The sequence below is a fragment of the Lentzea guizhouensis genome (assembly GCF_001701025.1).
GTDB classification, from domain to species: Bacteria; Actinomycetota; Actinomycetes; order Mycobacteriales; family Pseudonocardiaceae; genus Lentzea; species Lentzea guizhouensis.
The window spans coordinates 7,856,278-7,875,627 of the sequence record NZ_CP016793.1 but is presented as its reverse complement, the minus strand read 5'-3'; the positions used below and the strand labels follow the sequence as shown (position 1 = coordinate 7,875,627).

14 protein-coding genes and 3 pseudogenes are annotated in these 19,350 nt (G+C 71.3%); 7 read left to right on the top strand and 10 right to left on the bottom strand.

The genetic code is table 11. The features are described 5' to 3' along the window. Positions 1 to 75 precede the first annotated feature (75 nt). Positions 76 to 270, top strand: a pseudogene (locus BBK82_RS56985) (aminoglycoside phosphotransferase); the annotation flags it as partial. Positions 271 to 397: 127 nt separating this feature from the next. Then, a pseudogene (locus BBK82_RS56980) lies at positions 398 to 949 on the top strand (phosphotransferase); the annotation flags it as partial. Here BBK82_RS56980 and BBK82_RS37870 read toward each other — a convergent pair. From BBK82_RS37870 to cysD, 6 genes are read right to left on the bottom strand one after another with little or no spacing between them, the layout of a single operon-like run. Beyond that, positions 939 to 1,406, bottom strand: a complete 468-nt coding sequence (locus BBK82_RS37870) for an SRPBCC domain-containing protein (RefSeq protein ID WP_065919237.1) — start codon at positions 1,404 to 1,406, stop codon at positions 939 to 941. The pseudogene BBK82_RS56980 and the gene BBK82_RS37870 overlap by 11 nt on opposite strands. Beyond that, positions 1,403 to 2,182 (bottom strand): SDR family oxidoreductase, encoded by a 780-nt coding sequence (locus BBK82_RS37865; protein ID WP_083268956.1) that lies wholly within the window; start codon positions 2,180 to 2,182, stop codon positions 1,403 to 1,405. The genes BBK82_RS37870 and BBK82_RS37865 overlap by 4 nt, the downstream gene beginning before the upstream one ends. Further along, positions 2,182 to 3,330, bottom strand: a complete 1,149-nt coding sequence (locus BBK82_RS37860; RefSeq protein ID WP_065919235.1) for a sulfotransferase family protein — start codon at positions 3,328 to 3,330, stop codon at positions 2,182 to 2,184. Before BBK82_RS37860 ends, BBK82_RS37865 begins: the two co-directional genes overlap by 1 nt. Then, the gene (locus tag BBK82_RS37855; protein WP_065919234.1) at positions 3,327 to 4,385 is read right to left on the bottom strand and encodes a DUF1214 domain-containing protein; all 1,059 of its coding nucleotides are present in this window, start codon (positions 4,383 to 4,385) and stop codon (positions 3,327 to 3,329) included. The genes BBK82_RS37860 and BBK82_RS37855 overlap by 4 nt, the downstream gene beginning before the upstream one ends. Before the next feature lie 56 nt (positions 4,386 to 4,441). Then, positions 4,442 to 6,223, bottom strand: a complete 1,782-nt coding sequence (gene cysC, locus BBK82_RS37850; protein WP_065919233.1) for an adenylyl-sulfate kinase — start codon at positions 6,221 to 6,223, stop codon at positions 4,442 to 4,444. Further along, on the bottom strand, positions 6,223 to 7,116 hold the full coding sequence (gene cysD / locus BBK82_RS37845; protein ID WP_065919232.1) for a sulfate adenylyltransferase subunit CysD: 894 nt from the start codon (positions 7,114 to 7,116) through the stop codon (positions 6,223 to 6,225). Before cysD ends, cysC begins: the two co-directional genes overlap by 1 nt. Positions 7,117 to 7,188: 72 nt before the next feature. On the opposite strand from cysD, the gene BBK82_RS37840 reads away from it, so the two are divergent. Further along, on the top strand, positions 7,189 to 7,806 hold the full coding sequence (locus BBK82_RS37840) for a TetR/AcrR family transcriptional regulator (RefSeq protein WP_065919231.1): 618 nt from the start codon (positions 7,189 to 7,191) through the stop codon (positions 7,804 to 7,806). Between the two features lies 1 nt (position 7,807). On the opposite strand, the pseudogene BBK82_RS37835 reads toward BBK82_RS37840, so the two are convergent. The 3 genes and pseudogenes from BBK82_RS37835 to BBK82_RS37825 form a co-directional block, all read right to left on the bottom strand. After that, positions 7,808 to 9,134 (bottom strand): annotated as a pseudogene (locus BBK82_RS37835) (carboxyl transferase domain-containing protein). Next, on the bottom strand, positions 9,118 to 10,533 hold the full coding sequence (locus tag BBK82_RS37830; RefSeq protein ID WP_418287467.1) for an acyl-CoA synthetase: 1,416 nt from the start codon (positions 10,531 to 10,533) through the stop codon (positions 9,118 to 9,120). Before BBK82_RS37830 ends, BBK82_RS37835 begins: the two are co-directional and overlap by 17 nt. Further along, a complete protein-coding gene (locus BBK82_RS37825) occupies positions 10,530 to 11,855 on the bottom strand; it encodes an SLC13 family permease (protein ID WP_065919230.1) in 1,326 nt (441 codons plus the stop codon). The genes BBK82_RS37830 and BBK82_RS37825 overlap by 4 nt, the downstream gene beginning before the upstream one ends. A 132-nt stretch (positions 11,856 to 11,987) precedes the next feature. Here BBK82_RS37825 and BBK82_RS37820 point away from each other — a divergent pair, with 132 nt between their 5' ends. Then, positions 11,988 to 12,689 (top strand): FadR/GntR family transcriptional regulator, encoded by a 702-nt coding sequence (locus tag BBK82_RS37820; protein ID WP_065919229.1) that lies wholly within the window; start codon positions 11,988 to 11,990, stop codon positions 12,687 to 12,689. A 13-nt stretch (positions 12,690 to 12,702) separates the two neighbouring features. On the opposite strand, the gene BBK82_RS37815 is transcribed toward BBK82_RS37820, so the two are convergent. Continuing rightward, positions 12,703 to 15,735 (bottom strand): TIM-barrel domain-containing protein, encoded by a 3,033-nt coding sequence (locus tag BBK82_RS37815; RefSeq protein WP_071812758.1) that lies wholly within the window; start codon positions 15,733 to 15,735, stop codon positions 12,703 to 12,705. 113 nt (positions 15,736 to 15,848) lie between these two features. Here BBK82_RS37815 and BBK82_RS37810 point away from each other — a divergent pair, with 113 nt between their 5' ends. The 3 genes from BBK82_RS37810 (at position 15,849) to BBK82_RS37800 (ending at position 19,320) form a co-directional block, all read left to right on the top strand. After that, positions 15,849 to 16,928, top strand: coding sequence for a HEAT repeat domain-containing protein (locus BBK82_RS37810; protein ID WP_154697746.1), 1,080 nt, complete (start codon positions 15,849 to 15,851; stop codon positions 16,926 to 16,928). A gap of 67 nt (positions 16,929 to 16,995) precedes the next feature. Beyond that, a complete protein-coding gene (locus BBK82_RS37805; RefSeq protein ID WP_065919226.1) occupies positions 16,996 to 17,964 on the top strand; it encodes an alpha/beta fold hydrolase in 969 nt (322 codons plus the stop codon). 45 nt (positions 17,965 to 18,009) lie between these two features. Next, a complete protein-coding gene (locus tag BBK82_RS37800) occupies positions 18,010 to 19,320 on the top strand; it encodes an aminotransferase class I/II-fold pyridoxal phosphate-dependent enzyme (protein ID WP_065919225.1) in 1,311 nt (436 codons plus the stop codon). The last annotated feature ends 30 nt before the right edge of the window (positions 19,321 to 19,350 follow it).

Below are 19,350 nucleotides of genomic sequence, written 5' to 3'. Positions count from 1 at the left end.
ACGTAGGGAGCCCGCGTTTCGCCTGGACGAAACCTCTGTGACCGCGGTGTAACCCCGCTGGGTGGGGTCCGCCGGATGGACGAGATCAACTCGCAGCTGGTCGAGGCGTTGGTGGCGGAGCAGTTCCCGCGGTGGCGCGACCTTCCGGTGCGGCCGGTGCCGAAACAGGGGTGGGACAACCGCACCTTCCGGCTCGGCGACGACCTCGCGGTGCGGCTGCCCAGCGCACCGGGGTACGTCGCGGCGGTCGAGAAGGAGGACCGGTTCCTGCCGCTGCTGGCCGCGCACCTGCCGGTGCCCGTGCCGGAGCCGGTCGCGGTCGGGCGGCCGTCCGGGGCGGTACCCGTTCCCGTGGTCGGTCCGCCGCTGGCTCGACGGGACCACGGTCGAGAGCGCGTCAGGACTCGACCGCGAGCGGCTGGCAGCGGACCTGGGCCGGTTCCTCGTGGCGTTGCGCGCGGTCCCGGCGGACCGCCCGGCCGCCGGACGGCACTCCTACTTCCGAGGCTGCCACCCGAGCGCCTACGCCGACCAGGTGGAACAGGCACTCGACGCGCTCGCGGGCCACGTCGACGCGGCGGCCTGCCGGGAGGTCTGGGCCGAGGCGCTCACGTCCGCGTGGCCGTCGGCTCCGGTGTGGTTCCACGGCGACGTGGCCGTGGGTAACCTGCTCACGGCCGGCGGCGCCCTGTCGGCGGTGATCGACTTCGGTACCTGCGGGGTCGGCGACCCCGCGTGCGACCTGGTGATGGCGTGGATGTACTTCACCGGTGCGGAACGCGAGGTCTTCCGCGCGGCGGTGGGGTTGCCCGACGCGACGTGGCGCCGCGCCAGGGGATGGGCGTTGTGGAAGGCGCTGGTCACCGTGGCGGGCATGTCGAGCCCTGATCCAGAAGGCGTGCAGACCCGCACCCTCGCGGCGGTGCTCGCCGACCCGGTCAGTGCTTGACCAGCGCGGCCACCCGGTCGCGCAACGCGTGGGCCACGGAGTCGAACCCCTGCTTCACATAGGCACCCTGGGCCGCCACCACGGCATCGGCGTACTTCCCGTTGAACGTCTCACACGTGTAGTAGCTGCACCGGTCCGGACCGAGCGCCGTGATCCACTGGTCCCGCACCCCGAGCAACCCGGGAAACGTGTCGCCGGTGTCATAGCGCAACAACCGCGACGGCACCACGGACCGAACGAACTCCCGGCTGACGAACGTCCCCGGCGACCCGTCCGGCCGGGGCAGCGTCAAGTCGATCGGCGAGTCCACCTCCAAGGAAGTCGCCACCGCGAGCGTGTACGGATTCCACTGCGGATAGCCGGCATAGTCGACCAGCACCTGCCAGACGAACGAAGCGGGCGCCTCGATCTCCACGACCACGGACTCGATGAAATGGGTTCTCGGAAAGCTTGTCATGCCGGCATGTACTCCCCGCCGTTGACGTCCAGCGTGGCGCCGGTGACCTCCGAGGCCAAGCGCGACAACAGGAACAGCACCGCGCCCGCGCACGCCTCGTCGGCCGGGATGCGGCCGAGCGGGTTGCGGGCGGCGATCTCGTCGTACACGTCCTGCTCGGTCACGCCGCGCGACTCAGCGGTGAGTTTGAGGTAGAAGCGGACGCCGGGGCCGTCGAGCCAGCCCAGCACGGCTTGGTTGGCGCGGATGCCGTGTTCGCCGAGCTCCAGGGCGAGGAACTGGGTCGCGGTGGCCATCGCGGCCTTGGCGACCGCGTAGCCCGCCTCGCCGCGCATCGGTTTGCGGGTGGTCATCGTGCCGATGTTGACGATCGAGCCGCGCCCGGCCGCCTTCATGTGCGGCACGACCGCGCGGGTCACGTTCAGGGCGCCGTGCAGGATGATGTCCATCGAGCGGCGGATCGCCTTCTCCGGTGTGTCCAGCAGGTCGAAGAAGCCGGGGTGGCCGAACGCCGAGTTGACCAGGCCGGTGATCGTGCCGAACCGGTCGACGGCCGTGTCGACCAGGTGGGCGACCTGGTCCGGTTTGCGGACGTCGCAGGAGACGCCGACGGCCTCGCCACCCGCGGCGGTGACGTCCTTGGTGACCTGGTCCATCACGTCGGTGGAGCGGGCGGCCATCACGACCTTGGCGCCCTCGGCGGCGGCGCGCAGAGCGAGCTTCGAGCCGAGGCCGGGGCCGACGCCGGTGATCACCACGACCTCGTCCTGGAGCATCACAGGTAGACCTCCGTGTAGAAGGCGAAGTCCCGCTTGAGGCGGTCCTCGGCCAGGCCGAAGTCGGCGGGGGAGTAGGAGTGCGAGCCGTGCCGTTCGGCGCGGTTCTGGCGCAGGTAGGCGGCGAACGCCTGGTCGTCGGCGCGCGACGGCGGCAGGCCGAGCTCACCGAGCACGTCGTGGGCCACGACCAGCGGTTTGGCCACGGTGTCGGCGAACCGCACGTCCACGAACCGGTCAGGGCGGGCCTGCCGGGCGTCGGCGAAGACCTGCAGCGTCGTGGCGAAGCGGCGTGACCAGTACGGGCCGATCCACAGTGGATCGACGTCCTCGCTGTACTGCGACGACATCGTGCGCACCATCGAGGCGTACGACGGCACGGCCCGCACCGGTGAGCGGTGGGTCATCACGATCTTGCAGCCGGGAAACGCGTCGAGCACCGTGTCGACCGCGGTGAGGTGGTGCGGCGACTTGAGCACCCACGGCTGCGTGCGCCCCTCTTGCTGCCACTGCAACACCTGCAGCCACTCCCGCAGCTCGCGGTAGGCCGGCGTCTGGTCGGCCGTGCGCAGCCAGTCGCCGTAGCTCGGCACCCGGTAGAACGAGTCGTAGCTCATCGACACGAACGTCCGGTCCAGCAGCAGCACGTCCTCCTCGGGCCCGTCCCACACGACCGTGTGCAGGTCGCCGAAGTCGGGGGAGAGCTGCGCGAAGACCCGCATCCGTTCCTGCGCGCGGCGTTTGCGCTCGGCCGCGTCGGGACCCTCGCCGGGGAACGGCACCGGGTAGGCGACCTCCCACGACAGCGTCGAGGTGAGCTGCGGGGACGCGGCCAGCAGCCGGTGCAGCAGCGTGGAACCGGTGCGCGGCAGGCCGCAGATCTCCGCTGCCACCCTGACCTCGACGTCGAGGACCTCGGGGTGCTCGCGCTGCAGGGCGCGCAGCCGCAACCGGTCGGCCAGCAGGGCGGTCAGCCGGTGCCGGGTGAGCTGAAAGCCTGTCGGGGACAGGGAGGCCTCGGTGTTGAGGCTGGTGACGAGCACGTCGAGCGGTTCGCGGAACCAGTCGTCGCCGAAGTCGGTCAAGCCCGTCTTGGTGGCCGCCCCGGTCAGCAGTTCGTCGACGTTCAGCGCGGTGGTGACCGTCATCGGAGCTCCTCCAGGGCGACGACACGGCACTTCGGGATCGGGTGTTCGGCGGCACCGAGCCAGCGCAGCAACGCGGTGCCGGAGCTGTGCCCGCAGGTGTCGATCCAGTTGCCCACACCGGGATCGCGCTCGGCCACCACGATCGTCAGCCGGCCGTCGGGCCCCAGCACGGCTGTGTGCTTGTTGACGGTGATCTTGCGCCGGTGGTCGAGCGACTCCATCCACCAGTTGTCCAGCTGGAAGTTCCAATATGGGCAGTCCGGCACGTCGGTCTCGACCACCCAGGCCTCGCCGGGCCGCAGCGTCCAGTACCCGTGCAGGTAGAAGATCTCCGGATCGCCGCCCGCGCGCTGGAACATCTCCTGCCCGAAGTCGGGCAGCTCGTTCGGCCGGGTCATGAACGTCCTGGTCCAGTGCGCGAACGTGGCCGCGGTGCCGTGCACCGCCAACGCCGCCCGCTGCAGGGCTTTCGCGAGGAACTCGGGCGTGAGCTGCGCCGGTTGCGCCGGTCCGCCGACCTGCTCGACGTGCCACTGACCGGCCACCTCGGTCGTGCGGTCGAGGTAGGTCTGCCTGACCACGAGACCGGTCGAGTCGGGGGCGAGCGGCAGCCAGTTGGTGCCCTGTCGCCGCTGGCTCGCGATGATCTCCACGGTGCCGTCCGGCGCGACCACGAGGTCGGCGTCGGACAGCTCGCCGGTGGAGGCCATCGTGCCGTCCTTGGCGTACCGGTTGGCCTTGGAGCCGATGCTGAAGTACGCGATGCTGCCGCGCGTCCCGGTGATCCGGTAGGTGCGGTCGCCGCGGATGGTCGCGGACAGGTAGACGTTGTCCGGGTTGTCGGCACCGATCTTCACCAGGTCGAGCTCGTGGAACCGGGGGAAGTCGGGATCGGCGTTGTCCAGGCAGGAGTAGAGCATCTCGCGCGTCAGCCGGGCGAGGTAGCGGTAGCCCTCCGCGCGGTCCAGCGGCGTGTCGGGGGCCTGGTCCGACAGCACCACCTGGCCCGCCTGCTCCAGCGCCTGGCAGAACCGCGACCACGCCTGATCCGGCACACCGACCTCCTGATTAGAACGTGTTCTAGCCGAACATACCCGATTCTGGACAACGTTCAACAGACGCCGAGCGCACGCAGGCCAGCCAGCACCTCGGCCGCGGCGGCCTCGGGGGTGAGAGCGGTGGTGTCGACGTGGACCTCGGGGTGCTCCGGCGTTTCGTAGGGCGAGTCGATGCCGGTGAAGTCGGCCAGCTCGCCACGCCTGGCCTTGCGGTACAGCCCTTTCGGGTCACGCTGCTCCGCGACCTCCAGTGGGGTGTCGACGAAGACCTCGCAGAACTCGTTCTTGCCGACCAGCTCTCGCGCCAGCGTCCGCTCGGCGCGGAACGGCGAGATGAACGAGACGAGCACGATCAGCCCCGCGTCCACCATCAGCGCGGCGACCTCGGCGATCCGGCGGATGTTCTCCACCCGGTCGGCGTCGGTGAACCCGAGGTCGGAGCTCAGCCCGTGCCGCACGTTGTCGCCGTCCAGCAGGAACGTGTGGCGGCCCTCCGCGTGCAACGCCCTCTCGACCAGGTCCGCGATGGTCGACTTGCCCGCGCCGGACAACCCGGTCAGCCACACCACGCACGGCCGGTGACCGTTGCGCTTGATCCGCGCCTGCTTGTCCACGGTCAGCGTCTGCCAGCGCACGTTCGTCGCCTGGAGCGCGCACTCGATCATCCCGGCGCCGACGGTCGCGTTCGTCAGCCGGTCGAGCACGACGAACGACCCGAGGTCGCGGTTCGTCCGGTAGCTCTCGAACGGCACCGGCGCGTCGAAGTGCACGTCCGCGGTGCCGATCTCGTTGAGCTTGAGCGCCTGCGTGGTCGTGCAACCGAGTGTGCGCGCTCCGATCTTGGCGAGGTACTGGCGGCCGGGCAGCAGTTCGGCCTCGTTCAACCACACCAGCTTCGCCCGGAACGCCGCCGCGGTGCCCGGTGGGTCGTCGGCCGCGGCCAGCACGTCACCCCGGCTCGCGTCCACGTCGCCGGCGAGCACGACCGTGACCGACGACCCGGTCGGCGCCTCGGTGAGATCGCCGTCCATCGTGACGATCCGGTCCACAGCGGACGCCTGCTCGCCCGGCAGCACCCGTACCCGGTCACCTGCGCGGAGCGTGCCCTGCAAGACCCGGCCGGAGAATCCGCGGAAGTCCGCATCCGGCCGGTTCGCCCACTGCACGAGGAACCGCGACGGCCCGTCCGCCGCCTCCTCGACCTCGACCGACTCGAGCCACTGCAGCAGCGTCCGCCCGTCGTACCAGGGTGTCAGCTCACTGCGGCCGACCACGTTCACGCCGTCGGTCGCGGACATCGGCACGCAGGTGATGCTCGCGAAGTCCAGCTCCTGTGCGAACGTCCGGAACTCGGTGCTGACGGCGTGGAACAGGGTGGGGGAGTAGCCGGCGAGGTCGAGCTTGTTGACCGCGAGCGCAACGTGCCGGATGCCCAGCAACGACACGATGCGCGCGTGCCGGCGCGTCTGCTCAAGCACGCCCTTGCGCGCGTCGAGCAGGATCACCGCCGCCTGCGCGGTCGAGGCGCCGGTGACCATGTTGCGCGTGTACTGCTCGTGCCCCGGTGTGTCCGCGACGATGAACCGGCGCGCTTCCGTGGCGAAGAACCGGTAGGCCACGTCGATCGTGATGCCCTGCTCGCGTTCCGCCACCAGCCCGTCGACCAGCAGCGCGAAGTCCAGCTCGCCGCCACGCGTGCCGACCCGCCGGGAGTCCGCCTCGAGCGCAGCCAGGTGGTCGGAGTGGAGCAGCTTCGACTCGTACAGCAGCCGCCCGATCAGCGTGCTCTTGCCGTCGTCGACGCTGCCGCAGGTGATGAACCGCAGAAGCTCCATCAGAAGTAGCCCTCCTGCTTCTTGCGCTCCATCGACCCGCTCCGGTCGTGGTCGATCACCCGCCCCTGCCGCTCGGACGTGGTCGCCGTCCGCATCTCCTCGACGATCTCGGCCACCGTCCGCGCCTCGCTGCGCACCGCACCCGTCAGCGGGTAGCAGCCGAGCGTGCGGAACCTGACCAGCTCCTCGCGCGGTGTTTCGCCTGGGTGCAACGGCATCCGGTCGTCATCGACCACGATCAGCGCCCCGTCCCGGTCCACCACCGGGCGCTTCGCCGCGAAGTACAGCGGCACGACCGGGATCTGTTCGCGTTCGACGTAGCGCCAGACGTCGAGCTCGGTCCAGTTCGACAGCGGGAACACCCGGATGCTCTCGCCGGGCGCGGTGCGGGTGTTGTAGAGCCGCCACAGCTCGGGCCGCTGGTTCTTCGGGTCCCACCGGTGCTGCGCGGTCCGGAACGAGAACACCCGCTCCTTGGCCCGCGACGCCTCCTCGTCCCGCCGCGCCCCGCCGAACGCCACGTCGAACCGGTGCTCGTCGAGCGCTTGGCGCAGCCCCTGCGTCTTCCACAGGTCCGTGTGCCGCGCCGAGCCGTGGTCGAAGGGGTTGATGTTCGCCGCCACGCACTCCGGGTTGCGGTGCACGATCAGTTCCAGCCGGAGCTCCCGGGCTGTCCTGTCCCGGAACGTGATCATCTCGCGGAACTTCCACGTCGTGTCCACGTGCAGCAGCGGGAACGGCGGCATGGACGGGTAGAACGCCTTGCGCGCCAGGTGCAGCAGCACCGAGCTGTCCTTGCCGATCGAGTACAGCAACACCGGTCGTTCGGACTCCGCGACCGCCTCGCGGAAGATGTCGACGCTGTCGGCCTCCAGCCGGTCGAGGTGGTTCACGCACCGACCGTAGCAACCAAAACGAACAACGTTCAATATGATTCTGAACGTTGTTCAACGTAGGCTGGGACCGTGAGCACCGAGCAGACGACGGCGTGGGGCGACGCGGAGGGCAGGCGGCGCGACATCCTGGCCTCCGCCGAGCTGATCCTCGAAGAGCAGGGCTACGCGGGCCTGACCATGCGCGCGATCGCGGTGGGCGCCGGCGTCAGCTCCGGCACCGTCTACCAGTACTTCTCCGGCAAGGAGGACGTGTTCGCGGCGCTGATGGAACGCCGCCTGGACGCGTTGCGCTCGACCCTCGCCGCCGTCGACCGGGGGCTCGGCATCGCCGGCGTGCTGCGTGAGGTCGAACCGCAGGTCACCGAGCTGTGGCGGCGGTTCGGGCGGTCGGCGGCGCAGTGGGAGGCGAAGGTGCTCTCCGGCGGGCCGCGCGGCAAGGAGGTCACGGGGTCCGCGCAGGTCTACCGCAAGACGATCAAGGCGCTGGCGCAGACGCTGGCGGAGACGGCGCAGGCGTGCGGGCAGGAGCTGCTGGACGACCCGGCGTTGCCGCACTGGGTGTGGGACTCGCTGATCGGGCTGGCGGACGACCTGTTGCTGCAGGGGGCGCGGACGAGCCGGGTGAAGCCGGCGCAGCTGATCGAGTTCGCGACCGGGGCGATCGAACGGGGGATCGTGCGCCCGTGAGTCAGGAGCGGTCCGCGATGCCTCGCGCGATCTTGAGCTCCACCAGGTCCTGCGGCCGCAACCGCAGCTGGTCCGCCGTCTCCCGCGCCTGCTCCGGGTCGCGCTTCAGGATCGCCGCCGCCAGCTCCGGCGAGATCACCGCGAGGTAGCTGTCCGGCGTCACCCACGTCCGGTCCGGCGCCGCGAACGCCAGCGCCCCACCGGATCCGCCCTCACCGATCAGCAACGTGGTGATCGGAACACCAGCCGACGCGACCGCCGTGAACATGTCCGCGATCGCCGGGCCGACGCCCGCCTGTTCCGCGGCGAGGTCGTTGGCGGCACCGGGCGTGTCCACCAGCGTCAGCACCGGGATGCCGAGCCGGTCGGCCAGTCGCACCAGCCGGGCTGCCGTGCGGAAGCCCGCGGGCCGGGTGGGGGTGCCGCACTGGGCCGCGTAGGCGACGGGCAGACCCGAAACCAACCCGAAACCGCACAGCACGCCCGGATCCACGCCACCGCAGCGGTCGCCGCTGATCGGTTCGTGCCAGTCGAAGTAGGCGGTGAGGTAGTCGGCGGCGCGTGGGCGGCCGGGGGCGCGGGCCCGTTCGACCGCGTCCCAGCCGGTGTCCGGCAACGTCAGCGAGCCCAGGGCCGCCGGTACGGGAGCCGGGCCGGTGGCGGGTGTGGTGAGCAGGAGCAGCCAGCGCTCCAGGCGTGCCCGCAGGTCGGGCAACGCCACCAGCTGGTCGACCGAACCGGCCTCGAACTGCTGGGCCACGGTGTACCCCGGCGGCCGCACCCGTGAGCCGGCGAACCCCACCTGCGCGCCCTCCAGGCCAGCACGACGTCGGCGCCCGCCCCGAGCGTGGCCCAGCCGCCGCCGGTGCACGGATCACGCAGCACCGACACGTGCGGCACACCGGCGGCGCGGGTCAACGCGAGCTGCGCGCGATCCGTTGCAGCTGGGTGAGCGCGGGCGTGCCCTCCTGCATGCGGCTGCCGCCGGTCGCCACCAGCGACACCACCGGCAACCGCGCCGAGCGGGCATGCGCGAAAGCTGCCTCGATCCGCGTGCCGGTGCGGGTGCCCAGCGAGCCGCCGAGGAAGCCGAACTCGAACGCCACGACCACCGCGGACACAGCGCCGATCGACGCGACGCCGCACACGACGGACTCGCGTTCGCCGGTGCGGTCCGCGGCGGCGGTCAGCGCGGAGCCGTAGCCGGGCCACCCGAGCGGGCCGTCCGAGACCCCGGGCAGGTCGTCGGGCAGCTCGGTGAACGACCCCGCCGACGACCCGGTGACCGCCGCGATCAGCGCCCTGGCCGGCTCACGTCCCGAGGGCACGCTTCATCACCTTGCCCATGTCGTTGCGCGGCAACGACTCCACGAACCGCACCCGCCGCGGGCGCTTGTGCGGGGTGAGCAGCCGGGCGACGTGGTCGGCCAGCTCGCGTTCGGAGGGCGCTGGACCGGAGGGCACGACCCAGGCGACGATCCGCTCGCCCAGGTCGTCGTCGGGCTCACCGGTCACCGCCACCTCCTTGACGGCCGGGTGTTCCAGCAGGGCGTTCTCGATCTCGCCCGCGCCGATCTTGTAGCCGCCGCTCTTGATGATGTCCGTGGCCTTGCGGCCGACGATCCGGTAGTGGCCGTCGGGATCGCGCGTGCCGACGTCGCCGGTGCGGAACCAGCCGTCCGCGAACGCCTCGGCCGTCGCGTCCGGGCGGTTGAGGTACTCGGTGAACAGGTTCGGGCCGCGCACCTGGATCTCGCCCACGGCACCGGTCTCGTCCAGGACGGCGCCGCTGTCGTCGACCAGCCGCACCTCGACACCGCGCAACGGCACGCCGACCGCGCCCGGTTTGCGGTCGCCGTCGGCACGGACGCTGGTGTTCATCAGCGTCTCGGTCATGCCGTAGCGCTCGACGACCCGTTGCCCGGTGGCGGCGGCGATCCGCTCGTGGTCGCGCACCGGCAACGCCGCCGAGCCCGACACCAGCACCCGCGCGCCCCGCAGCGCCTCGGCCAGCGCGGGGTTCGAGCCGACCTCCTCGGCGATGCGGTGGTACATCGTCGGAACGCCGAACATCATCGTCGCGTCACCGGCCAGCGCCTCGGTGAGCCCGGCGGTCGAGAACTTGCCCAGGTGCACGAGGGTCCCGCCACGCCGCAACGGCCCCAGCACGCCGAGGATCAGGCCGTGCACGTGGAACAGCGGCAACGCGTGCACCAGCACGTCGTCGGCGGTCCAGTCCCACGCGTCGGCCACGGCGTCCAACGTGGACGTCAGCGCCCGGCGCGGCAGCACCACGCCCTTCGGCGAGCCGGTCGTGCCCGAGGTGTAGACGATCAACGCGGGCGCTTCGTCACCCGGCTCGGCGAACGTCTCGGCGGAAGCACCGCCGAGGGTCACGTCGAGCCGTGGCACCGACTGCAAGCCCGATGGCAGCTCGGCACCGGGCGCCACGAGCACCGCGGCCGGCGCGCTGTCCGAGACGATGTGCGCGAGTTCCCGTTCCCCCACCTTCGGGTTGAGCGGCACGGCGGGCACTCCGGCGAGCAGGGACGCGACGACCGCCACGCACGTCTCGATCGTCGGGGTGGCCCAGACCGCCACCCTGGGCAGTCCGGCGAGCCGGCGCGCGAGGGCACCGGCGCACGACGTCAGCTCGGCGTGGGTCAGGGTCTGGTCGCCGAAGCGGAGCGCGACGCGGTTCGAGGACGACGAGAGCAAGGCACTCACCAGATTCCGGGGACGACGAGGGCGAGCCAGACCAGCGGCGGCGCCGCCGCGACCATGATCCCGCCGTAGACCATGAGCTGCTTGAAGAACCTGTCGCGGTCCACGTCCTGCGCACCGGCCAGCACAAGTGCGCCGTTGGTGGAGAACGGGCTCACGTCGACCACCGTCGCCGACACCGCGAGCGCCGCGATCAACCCGACCGCGCTGACCTCGCCCTGCAGCAGGAACGGCACCGCCAGCGGGATGAGCGCGCCCATGATGCCGACCGACGAGGCGAACGCCGACACGATCGCACCGATGTAGCAGATCAGCAGCGCGGCGATCAGCGGAGCACCGACGCCCGCGACGGAATCGCCGGCCCACTTGATCGTGCCCATCGACTGCAGCACGGCCACGTAGGTGAGGATGCCGCAGATCAGCAGCACGGTCGGCCAGGTGATCTGGTTGATCGCGAGCTTGCTCTGCTCCGGCCACACCACGCTCAGCAGCACCGCCACGGTGATCGCGGCGAGGCCGACGTCGAGGTCGAAGCCCAGCGCCCCCACCACGAGGGCGACGAGGCCGACCAGGGTGGCGATCCGCGGCGCGGTGAGCCGGACGCGCTCCTCGGTCGCCACCGCGTCGTCGCCGCTCGCACCGCCGCTGCCACCGTTCGCCCCGCCACTCCCGCCGTCATCCGCACCGGTGCGCACCAAAGCCGGCGCCTCCACCGGCTGCCGCGCGAGCTTCAACCCGCCGCACACCACGAACACCACGGCCGCGATCAGCAGGTTCACCACGAGGCTCGCCAGGAACAGCACGACCTCGTTGCCCGGCAGGCCTTCCTTGGCCACGATGCCGTTCACGATGGTGCCGTAGATGCTGATGGGGGAGAACCCGCCTGCCTGCGCGCCGTGCACCACCATGACGCCCATCAGCAGCGGGCTGATCTTGTACTTGGCCGCGAACCCCATCGCGATCGGCGCGATGATGGCCACCGCCGCCGGGCTCACCGCGCCGATCGCGGTCAGCACACCGGTGATCGCGAACATCACCCACGGCATCAGCGCGATCCGCCCGCCCACCAGCCGGATCGCCATGTGCACCAACCAGTCCGTGGTGCCGTTGGCGCGGGCGATGGCGAACAGGAACGTCACGCCCACCAGCACCACGAACAGCGAGCCGGGGAAGCCCTTGAAGATGTCGTCGGCCTTCATGTCCGCGACCAGCGTGCCGACCCCGAAGGCCGCGGCGAACGCGAGCGCGCCCATGTTGATGGACCGGGTCGTGGCGATCACGAACACCACGACCAGCACGAGTATCGAGATCAGTTCGGCGGACATGCGGGGCTCCCGTCGTTGGGGCTGTCCGAGGTGGAGTCAGTGGCCAAGTGGCTGAGCCACTTTCCGCCCTCCGTCCACCGGCTGTCAAGAGGTGGCCTAGTGGCTGAGCCACTTGACCGGTAACCTGGACCGATGTCCGAGGCACTGCGGCCGATGGTGAAGTCCCGCCTGTACGAGCAGGTGCTCGAACGCCTGCGCGCCTACGTGGCGGAAGCGGGCCTCAAGGCGGGCGACAAGCTCCCGGCCGAACGCGACCTCGCCGCCAGCCTCGGCGTCAGCCGCGCGTCGGTCAAGCAGGCCATCGTGGTGCTGGAGGTCCAGGGCCTGGTCGAGGCCCGCCACGGCGGCGGCACCTACCTGGTCCGCGACACCCTGGACGTGGAGCCGGTCGAGCAGCTCGTCGAACGCCGCAAGCGCCTCCCCGACGTGCTGGAGGCCCGCGAGGCGATGGAGACCAAGCTGGCCGAGCTCGCCGCCGAACGCCGCACCGAGGCCGAGCTGGAGGCGATCCGGGCGGCGCTGGACTTCATGCGCGACGAGATCGCCGCCGGCGGCTTCGGCGTGGAAGGGGACCGCCGGTTCCACGCCGCCGTCACCGCCGCGGCGCACAGCTCGCTGCTCGCCGACTTCATGAAGACCATCGCCACCCAGATCACCGAGAGCCGCACCGAGTCGCTGCGCCAGCCGGGCCGTCCGTCCCGGTCGCTGGCGCAGCACACGGCGATCTACGAGGCCATCGCCGCCGGTGAACCGAAGAAGGCGGCGACGGCCATGCGTAGACACGTCCAGACGGTCGCGAAGGTCCGTCTCCTGGACTGGGTGCCGGAAGACTGACCTCCACGAACGGTCAGCGGATGTCGATCACCACCCGCTGGTGCGCCGACTTCGCCATCGCCTGAACGGTCTTGGTGGTGCCGTCGGCCTTGTGCACGACGACCGTCCAGTCCCGCTTGGCCACCTTGCCGGGGAACCAGCCGCGCGCCGGGTGCACGGTCACCTTGCCGTTCTCCTGGGTGATCCGGGTGCGGGCCGACAGCTTGCGGTCGTCGTCCTCGAACAGCGTGAACTCGCCCTTCGCGCCCTCCGTCACGTGCACGGTCAGCGAGCCGGCCTTGCTCTGCGCGTCGTTGGCGACGTTCTCGGTGCGTTCCACGACCAGTCCGCCGGATCGCAGGAACACCGGCATGGTGTCCCAGCCTGCGCTGACGGTCGTCCAGCTGTTGCCCTGGTACACGCGACCGGTGAAGTAGTCGGTCCACTGACCGGGCGGGAACCACACCCGCGTCTCGCCGACCTCACCGGGCGTGGTGATCGGCGCGACGAGCACGTCCGGCCCCAGCAGGAACTGCGTGTCCACAGTGGAGTAAGCCTCCGGGGCGTTCGGGTACTCCAGGTACGCGGGCCGCACCATCGGCACACCGGTCTGGCTCGCCTGCTCCGCCAGCGTGTAGAGGTAGGGCACCAGGCGTTCACGCAGGTTCAGGAACTTCGTCGCCGAGGCCTGCGCCGCCGGCCCGTACTGCCACGGCAGGCGGTCGCCGTGGTTGCTGTGCAGGCGGGTGATCGGCTGGAACGCGCCCAGCTGCACCCACCGGGCGTACAGGTCGTCCGGCAGCTTGGTGGTGTAGCGGACCTGGCCGTTGTCGAGGTAGGTCTCCGAGCCGCGCAGGCCGGTGGTGTCGTTGTGGCCACCGATGTCGTGGCTGATGTTCGACATGCCGGTCGCCACGCCCTCGGCCGAGGTGAGGCCGATGGTGCCCTTCATCGCGCCCCACGTCGACGAGGTGTCGCCGGTGAAGTGCAGGGTGTGGCGCTTCTCCGCCCACGGCCCGGTCGGCAGCGGACCGGCACCGCTGTAGCCGCCCGCCTGCAAAGAGCCGTAGCCGCGGGAGAACGCGAACCCGCGGTCCAGAGTGGACAGCTTCGCGTACTCCTCGTTGATCAGCGTGTCCGGCGTGACGCCCCGCTGCGACGAACCGGAACCGTCACAGCACCAGTCGAGCCACCAGAAGTCGGTCTGCATCGGCCGGTGCAGGTCCAGGTAGGCGCGCAGCTGGTCCGGGTCGCCCCAGTCGAACACGTAGCTGTCCACGCCGTTGCGGCTGCCGCTCTTGGTGAGCTTGCCCTTGGCGGTGGCCTGCGCGAGGGCGAAGTCCGGGTCGTCGGCCTGGATGCTCGGGTGGATGTTGAGCGTGCTGTGCAGGCCCTGACCGTGCACCCAGTCCTGGAAGTCGGCCGGGAACTTCGCCGGGTCGACCCGCCAGCCGTTCCACGCGTTGTGCGCCTTGAAGTCCGTGTCGATCACCAGGACGTCCAGCGGCACGCCGTGCTCGCGGAACGCGGGCAGGATCCGGTCGCGGAAGTCGGCCGCGGTCCGGTCGATGTACTCGGAGTACCAGACGCCGTACGCCCAGCTGGGCAGCAGCTTCGACCCGCCGGTGAGCCGTGCGAGATCGCCGAGCGCGGTCTTGTAGTCCTGGCCGTAACCGAACACGTACCCGTCCTGGTAGGCCTGCGCGCCGCGGTCGGGACGCGTGGTCTTGTTCAGCAGCGCGGAGGTCGTGTCGTCGAGCAGGTACCAGCCGTCGCGGTGCAGCAGACCGGCGTACAGCCGCGGCGGGCCGTCGTTGCCGGTGTAGCCGTCGAGCGAACGGCGGTAGCCGCCGAGCTGCAGGTGCTGCGTGGTCGAGGCGACGCCGATGGTGTCGACGTTGACGTGGCAGCCGGTGGCCGGGCAGGTCAGGCTGAGGTCGGACGTGCCGGCCGGCAACGGGACCTGCGCGGTGACCGTGCCCCACGTCGCCCAGTTCGCCGTCACCGGCAACGTGACCGCTTGGCCGTTCAGGAACACCGTGCGCGGCTCGTGCTTGCCGTCGCCGCCCTGCCCGTTGGCGTAGCGCAGCTGGACCGCGTAGGTGCCCGCCGCCGGGACCCCGCTGACCCGCTGGCCGATCCGCGTGCCGCCGACCAGCTCGGCGACGAACCCGTTGCCCGCGAACCCGGCGTGCTCGTCGGCGATGTCCGCGTTGGTCGTGCCGTTCTCCGCCTCGCAGGTGGTGCCGAAGCGGCAGTCGTCGATCGCCCGCTCGGCTGGGAACGCCTGGCCGGGGGTGAGCAGCGCGAGGCTGTCAACGTTGACGTTGCCGGTGTTCGCCGCTCCTCGGGTGAGCGCGACGCGGTGCTCGCCCGCGGTGAGGTCGACCTCGGTCTCGACCACCCGCCAGTCGCGCCAGTCCGCGGTCGCCGGCAGCGTCACCTGCTGTGCCGCCTTGCCGTCGACGCTGAGCGAGAGCGTGCGGCTCTCGTGCTTGCCGTCGCCGCCCTGCCCGTTGGCGTACCGGACGGCGATGCGGTGCCTGCCCGCCGCGGTGGCGCGCACCGTCGCCGTGACGCCGTTGTTGAGGTACTGAAACCCGGCGGCGAACCCGTAGCCGGTGTGACCGGGGTGGTCGGCGGCGATGAGCATGCCCTCGCGCTGCTGGTCCTCGACGTCGCAGACCTGCCCGGTCGCGCAGACCACCCGCCGCCACGGGGAGGCCGTCGTGCCATCGGCGGTCTTGAGCTCGAGGTTGTCCGCGCGGAACGGGCCGGAGTCGACCCGGTAGCGCAGGGTCAGCGCCGAGGTGGTGATGACGAGCCAGCCGTTCTCCGTGCGGGAACGGTAGGCCGTACGGGGAAAGCTGCGGTTTACAACGTTGTAAGTGGCCGCGTCCTCGAAGCGCCGGTCACCGGCGTACTCCGTGCGGACCAGGGTGGGGGAGAGGATCTGGAACCGGGCCTGCCCGGACACGACCGTGTCGGTCGGCTGGGCGATGGCCGGTGCGGGCATGACGAGCCCTAGTAGTGCCAGCAGGGGTATGACTGTCGCGCGTTTCCGCATCCGATCTCCTCGTCTGACAACGTTGGCTTGCGAGGGCCGTTCAGGTGCTGGAACACACCCTGGCCTGACGGGGGTGGACCGATCAAGAGGCATTTGCCTGACATGATGCCGCCGTGCGCACTCCGGAAGTGATCTTGCGGGACACCGGCTGGGACGACCTGGAACACGCTTACGGTCCCGCCTCTGACGCCCCGGCCCAACTGTCCGCCCTGCTCAGCGAGGACGAGGAGGCCTGCGGGGACGCGCTCGGTTTCCTCGACGCGGCCATGCTGCACCAGGGGTCGGTCTACTCGGCGACCCTGCCGGCGGCCGAGTTCGTGGCGGCGGTCCTCGACGACCGGCGGGTGGGCGTCCCGTGTGAGAGCGCTCTGCCGTGGGACGGCGGGGAACGCCCGCTGCGCGCCGCTCTGCTGGAGTGGCTCGGTTCGTTCGCGGAGTCGCTCACGTGGGACGACGAAGACGACGAGGAGGACGAGGACGACGACCCGTGGGTGGCCGGCCGGGCCCTCCTGCCGGGCCTCTTCGACCGGGTCGCGCCGTTCCTGGACGACACCGGCCCGGCCGTGCGCCAGGCGGCCACCGGTGCCGTGGCGCACCTGCTGCAGGCGGACGAGCTCGCCGGGCGGCGAGCCGACGTGGCCGACCGGTTGCTGCGCGCGGCGAAGGACGCGTCCCCGGTGGAGCGTGCGGGCATCGCGCTGAGCCTGGGCGGCTGGGGCATCCCGGCCCTGCTCACCGACGAGCACCCCGGTGTGCGGGCGTGCGCGGCCGTCACCACCGCGTACGACGACGACCCGGCCGCCCTCACCGAGGTCCGGTTGGCGTTGCGCGACCCCGCGGCGGCGGACGACCTGCTGGGTGAACAACCGCCCCAGCTCGAAGGGAAGCTGCGGTTCCAGCTGATCAAGGCACTGCTGCGGCGGACGACCGAGTTCGACGAGATCGTCGACGAGGCCGTGGCGGTCGCGCGGATGACCAACGAGTACACAGTGGACGCCGACTGGGGACCGCTGTTGCACAGGGCGTTCCGCGGTGGTCCCGCCGATCGGCTGTCCGAGTCGCAGCGGCGTTTCCTCACCGCGGTGGTGGACAACGACCGGTGCTGGGGCTCGATCGCGAACAGGATGCTGTGGCTGCGCCGGGCCGGTCTGCCGGCTGACCGGGACGGGTTGCGCGCACTGCTCCAGGCCTGATCGACGGGCTTGCTGTTCCGGCAAGTTCCCGTGCCAGTTCGGCAGTTGCGGGACGAGACTTCACGGCATGATCCGTGCTCTTGCCCTCGTTCTCGTCCTCGTCACCGCCTGCGCCACACCACCGGCCGAAGTGCCCGAGCACGCCGCCGCAACCCAGCACGACCCCGCGTTCGCCCGCACGTTCCGGCATGAGTTCGCCGACGTGGACGGCGTGCGGATGCATTACGTGGCAGGGGGAAAGGGCACTCCGGTCGTGCTCCTGCACGGCTGGCCGCAGACCTGGTACGGCTGGTGGCAGATCATGCCCGCGCTCGCCGAGCACCACACCGTCTACGCCGTCGACCTGCCCGGCCTCGGTGACAGCACCGGTGCGCCCACGGGTTACGACAAGGCCACCCTCGCCCGGTACGTCCACTCCCTGATGGTCAAGCTCGGCGTGCGCGACGCCGGCGTCGTGGGCCACGACCTCGGCGCCGCCGTGGCGTTCCAGTACGCCGCCCAGTTCCCGGACGACACCGCGCGGCTGGGCTATCTGGACCTCCCGCTGCCCGGCCCGGCGGTCGACGCCGCCGGTTACCGTTCGCTGAGCTGGCACATCGCCTTCCACATGCAGCCGCGCGTGCCGGAAACCGTGGTGGGCAACGACGTCCGCGACTACCTGGCGTTGTTCTACCCGCAGGTCTCCTTCGGCGGCAGTGCTTTCGGCGGTACCGCGGACCGGTCGCCGTTCAGCGACGCCGAGATCGACGAGTACGCCCGCACCTACCGCAGGCCCGCGGTGCTGTCCGGCGGCTTCGACCTCTACCGCACGATCGACCGCGACGTCCGCGACACCACGGCCGCCGCACCCGTCACGACGCCTGCGCTGGTGCTCGCCGCGCAGGGGCAGATCGACCCGATCCGCACCATCGCAGCCACCCGCATGACGAACATCGTGCGGGCGGTGGACGTCCCTCGCGCGGGGCACTGGCTGGTCGAGGAGAACCCGGAGTTCGTGACCGCGGAGCTGCTGAGGTTCCTCGGCAACGGCTCGTAGCTTTGTCCTAGGACAAATGCTACGGTCGCCCGCGGGGGTGGTCACGTGCCGATCAGCGGTGCGACGGCGGCGGAGATCGCCGGCAGCGTGCGGGACCAGGTCGCTTCGGGTGAGCTCGCGCCGCGGACCGTGCTGCCGCCGGTGCGCGCGCTCGCGGCCGAGCTGGGGGTCAACCGGAACACCGTCGCGCTGGCGTACCGGCGGCTGGTCGAGGCCGGGGTCGCCGAGACCAGGGGACGTGGTGGCACGGTCGTCGCCGCGGTTCCCAGCTCGCCGCGAGGGTGCCGGTGCGGCGGCGCATCGGTCGACCTGGCCAGCGGCAACCCCGACCCGGCGCTGCTGCCGGACCTCCTGGCCGCGACGCACGCCGGGCGGTACCGCCCGCCGCTCTACGGCGCGCCCGCCGTCGACGAGGCGCTGGCCGGCTGGGCGTCCGCCGACTTCGCCGAGGACGTCGACCAACCGTTCCGCACCCTGGTCACCCACGGCGCGGTCGACGCCACCGAACGGCTCCTGAACGCCCACCTCACCCGCGGCGACGCCGTGGCCGTCGAGGAACCCTGCTTCCTCGCGAGCATCGGCACCCTGCGGCTCAACGGGTACCAGCCCGCACCGGTCCCGGTCGACACCGCCGGCATGCGACCCGACGCACTCCGGGCGGCTCTCGAAGGCGGCGCCCGCGCCGTCGTCTGCACCCCGCGGGCGCACAACCCGACCGGCGCCAGCCTGACCGCGGAACGGGCCGCCGACCTGCGCGCGGTCCTCGCTGAACACCCCGGGGTGCTGGTGGTCGAGGACGACCACTTCTCGGCCGTCTCGGCCCGGCCGTACCACCGGATCACCCCCGCGACCACGGCGCGGTGGGCGCTGGTGCGGTCGCTGTCCAAGTTCCTCGGCCCCGACCTGCGGCTGGCACTGGTCGCCACCGACGAGGAGAGCGCGACCCGCCTGGAGACCCGGTTGAGCACGGGCACGACGTGGGTCAGCCACCTGTTGCAGCACACCGCCCGCACGCTGCTGCTCGACCCGGCCGTGCACGAGCTCCACGAACGCGCCCGCGAGGCCTACGCACAGCGCAGCGGCCTGCTCATCGACCGGTTGCGCGCCAACGGGTTCGAGGTGCTGGACCGGCCGGACGGGCTGAACGTCTGGGTCGAGCTCGACGTGGACAGCCGCGCGGTCGTCCAAGGCCTGGCGGACAGGGGATGGGCCGTGCGTCCCGGTCACCTCTTCGTCCGCGACCCGTCCGCCGCCGGAGAGGCGATCCGGGTCACCAGCTCCACCATCACCGCGCGGCAGGCCGAGGCGTTCGCCGCCGAGCTCGCCGCCGTCGTCGCCGGTCTGCGCACGAGCTGACACCGTTTTCCCGTTGCTCACAAAGGAGTC

Bases quoted from the DNA above. Each gene is read 5' to 3' on its own strand.
- BBK82_RS37820 (WP_065919229.1), top strand. From the start codon at position 11,988: ATGTCCGAGGCACTGCGGCCGATGGTGAAGTCCCGCCTGTACGAGCAG.
- BBK82_RS37825 (WP_065919230.1), bottom strand. From the start codon at position 11,855: ATGTCCGCCGAACTGATCTCGATACTCGTGCTGGTCGTGGTGTTCGTG.
- BBK82_RS37815 (WP_071812758.1), bottom strand. From the start codon at position 15,735: ATGCGGAAACGCGCGACAGTCATACCCCTGCTGGCACTACTAGGGCTC.
- BBK82_RS37805 (WP_065919226.1), top strand. From the start codon at position 16,996: ATGATCCGTGCTCTTGCCCTCGTTCTCGTCCTCGTCACCGCCTGCGCC.
- BBK82_RS37870 (WP_065919237.1), bottom strand. From the start codon at position 1,406: ATGACAAGCTTTCCGAGAACCCATTTCATCGAGTCCGTGGTCGTGGAG.
- BBK82_RS37865 (WP_083268956.1), bottom strand. From the start codon at position 2,182: ATGCTCCAGGACGAGGTCGTGGTGATCACCGGCGTCGGCCCCGGCCTC.
- cysC (WP_065919233.1), bottom strand. From the start codon at position 6,223: ATGGAGCTTCTGCGGTTCATCACCTGCGGCAGCGTCGACGACGGCAAG.
- BBK82_RS37860 (WP_065919235.1), bottom strand. From the start codon at position 3,330: ATGACGGTCACCACCGCGCTGAACGTCGACGAACTGCTGACCGGGGCG.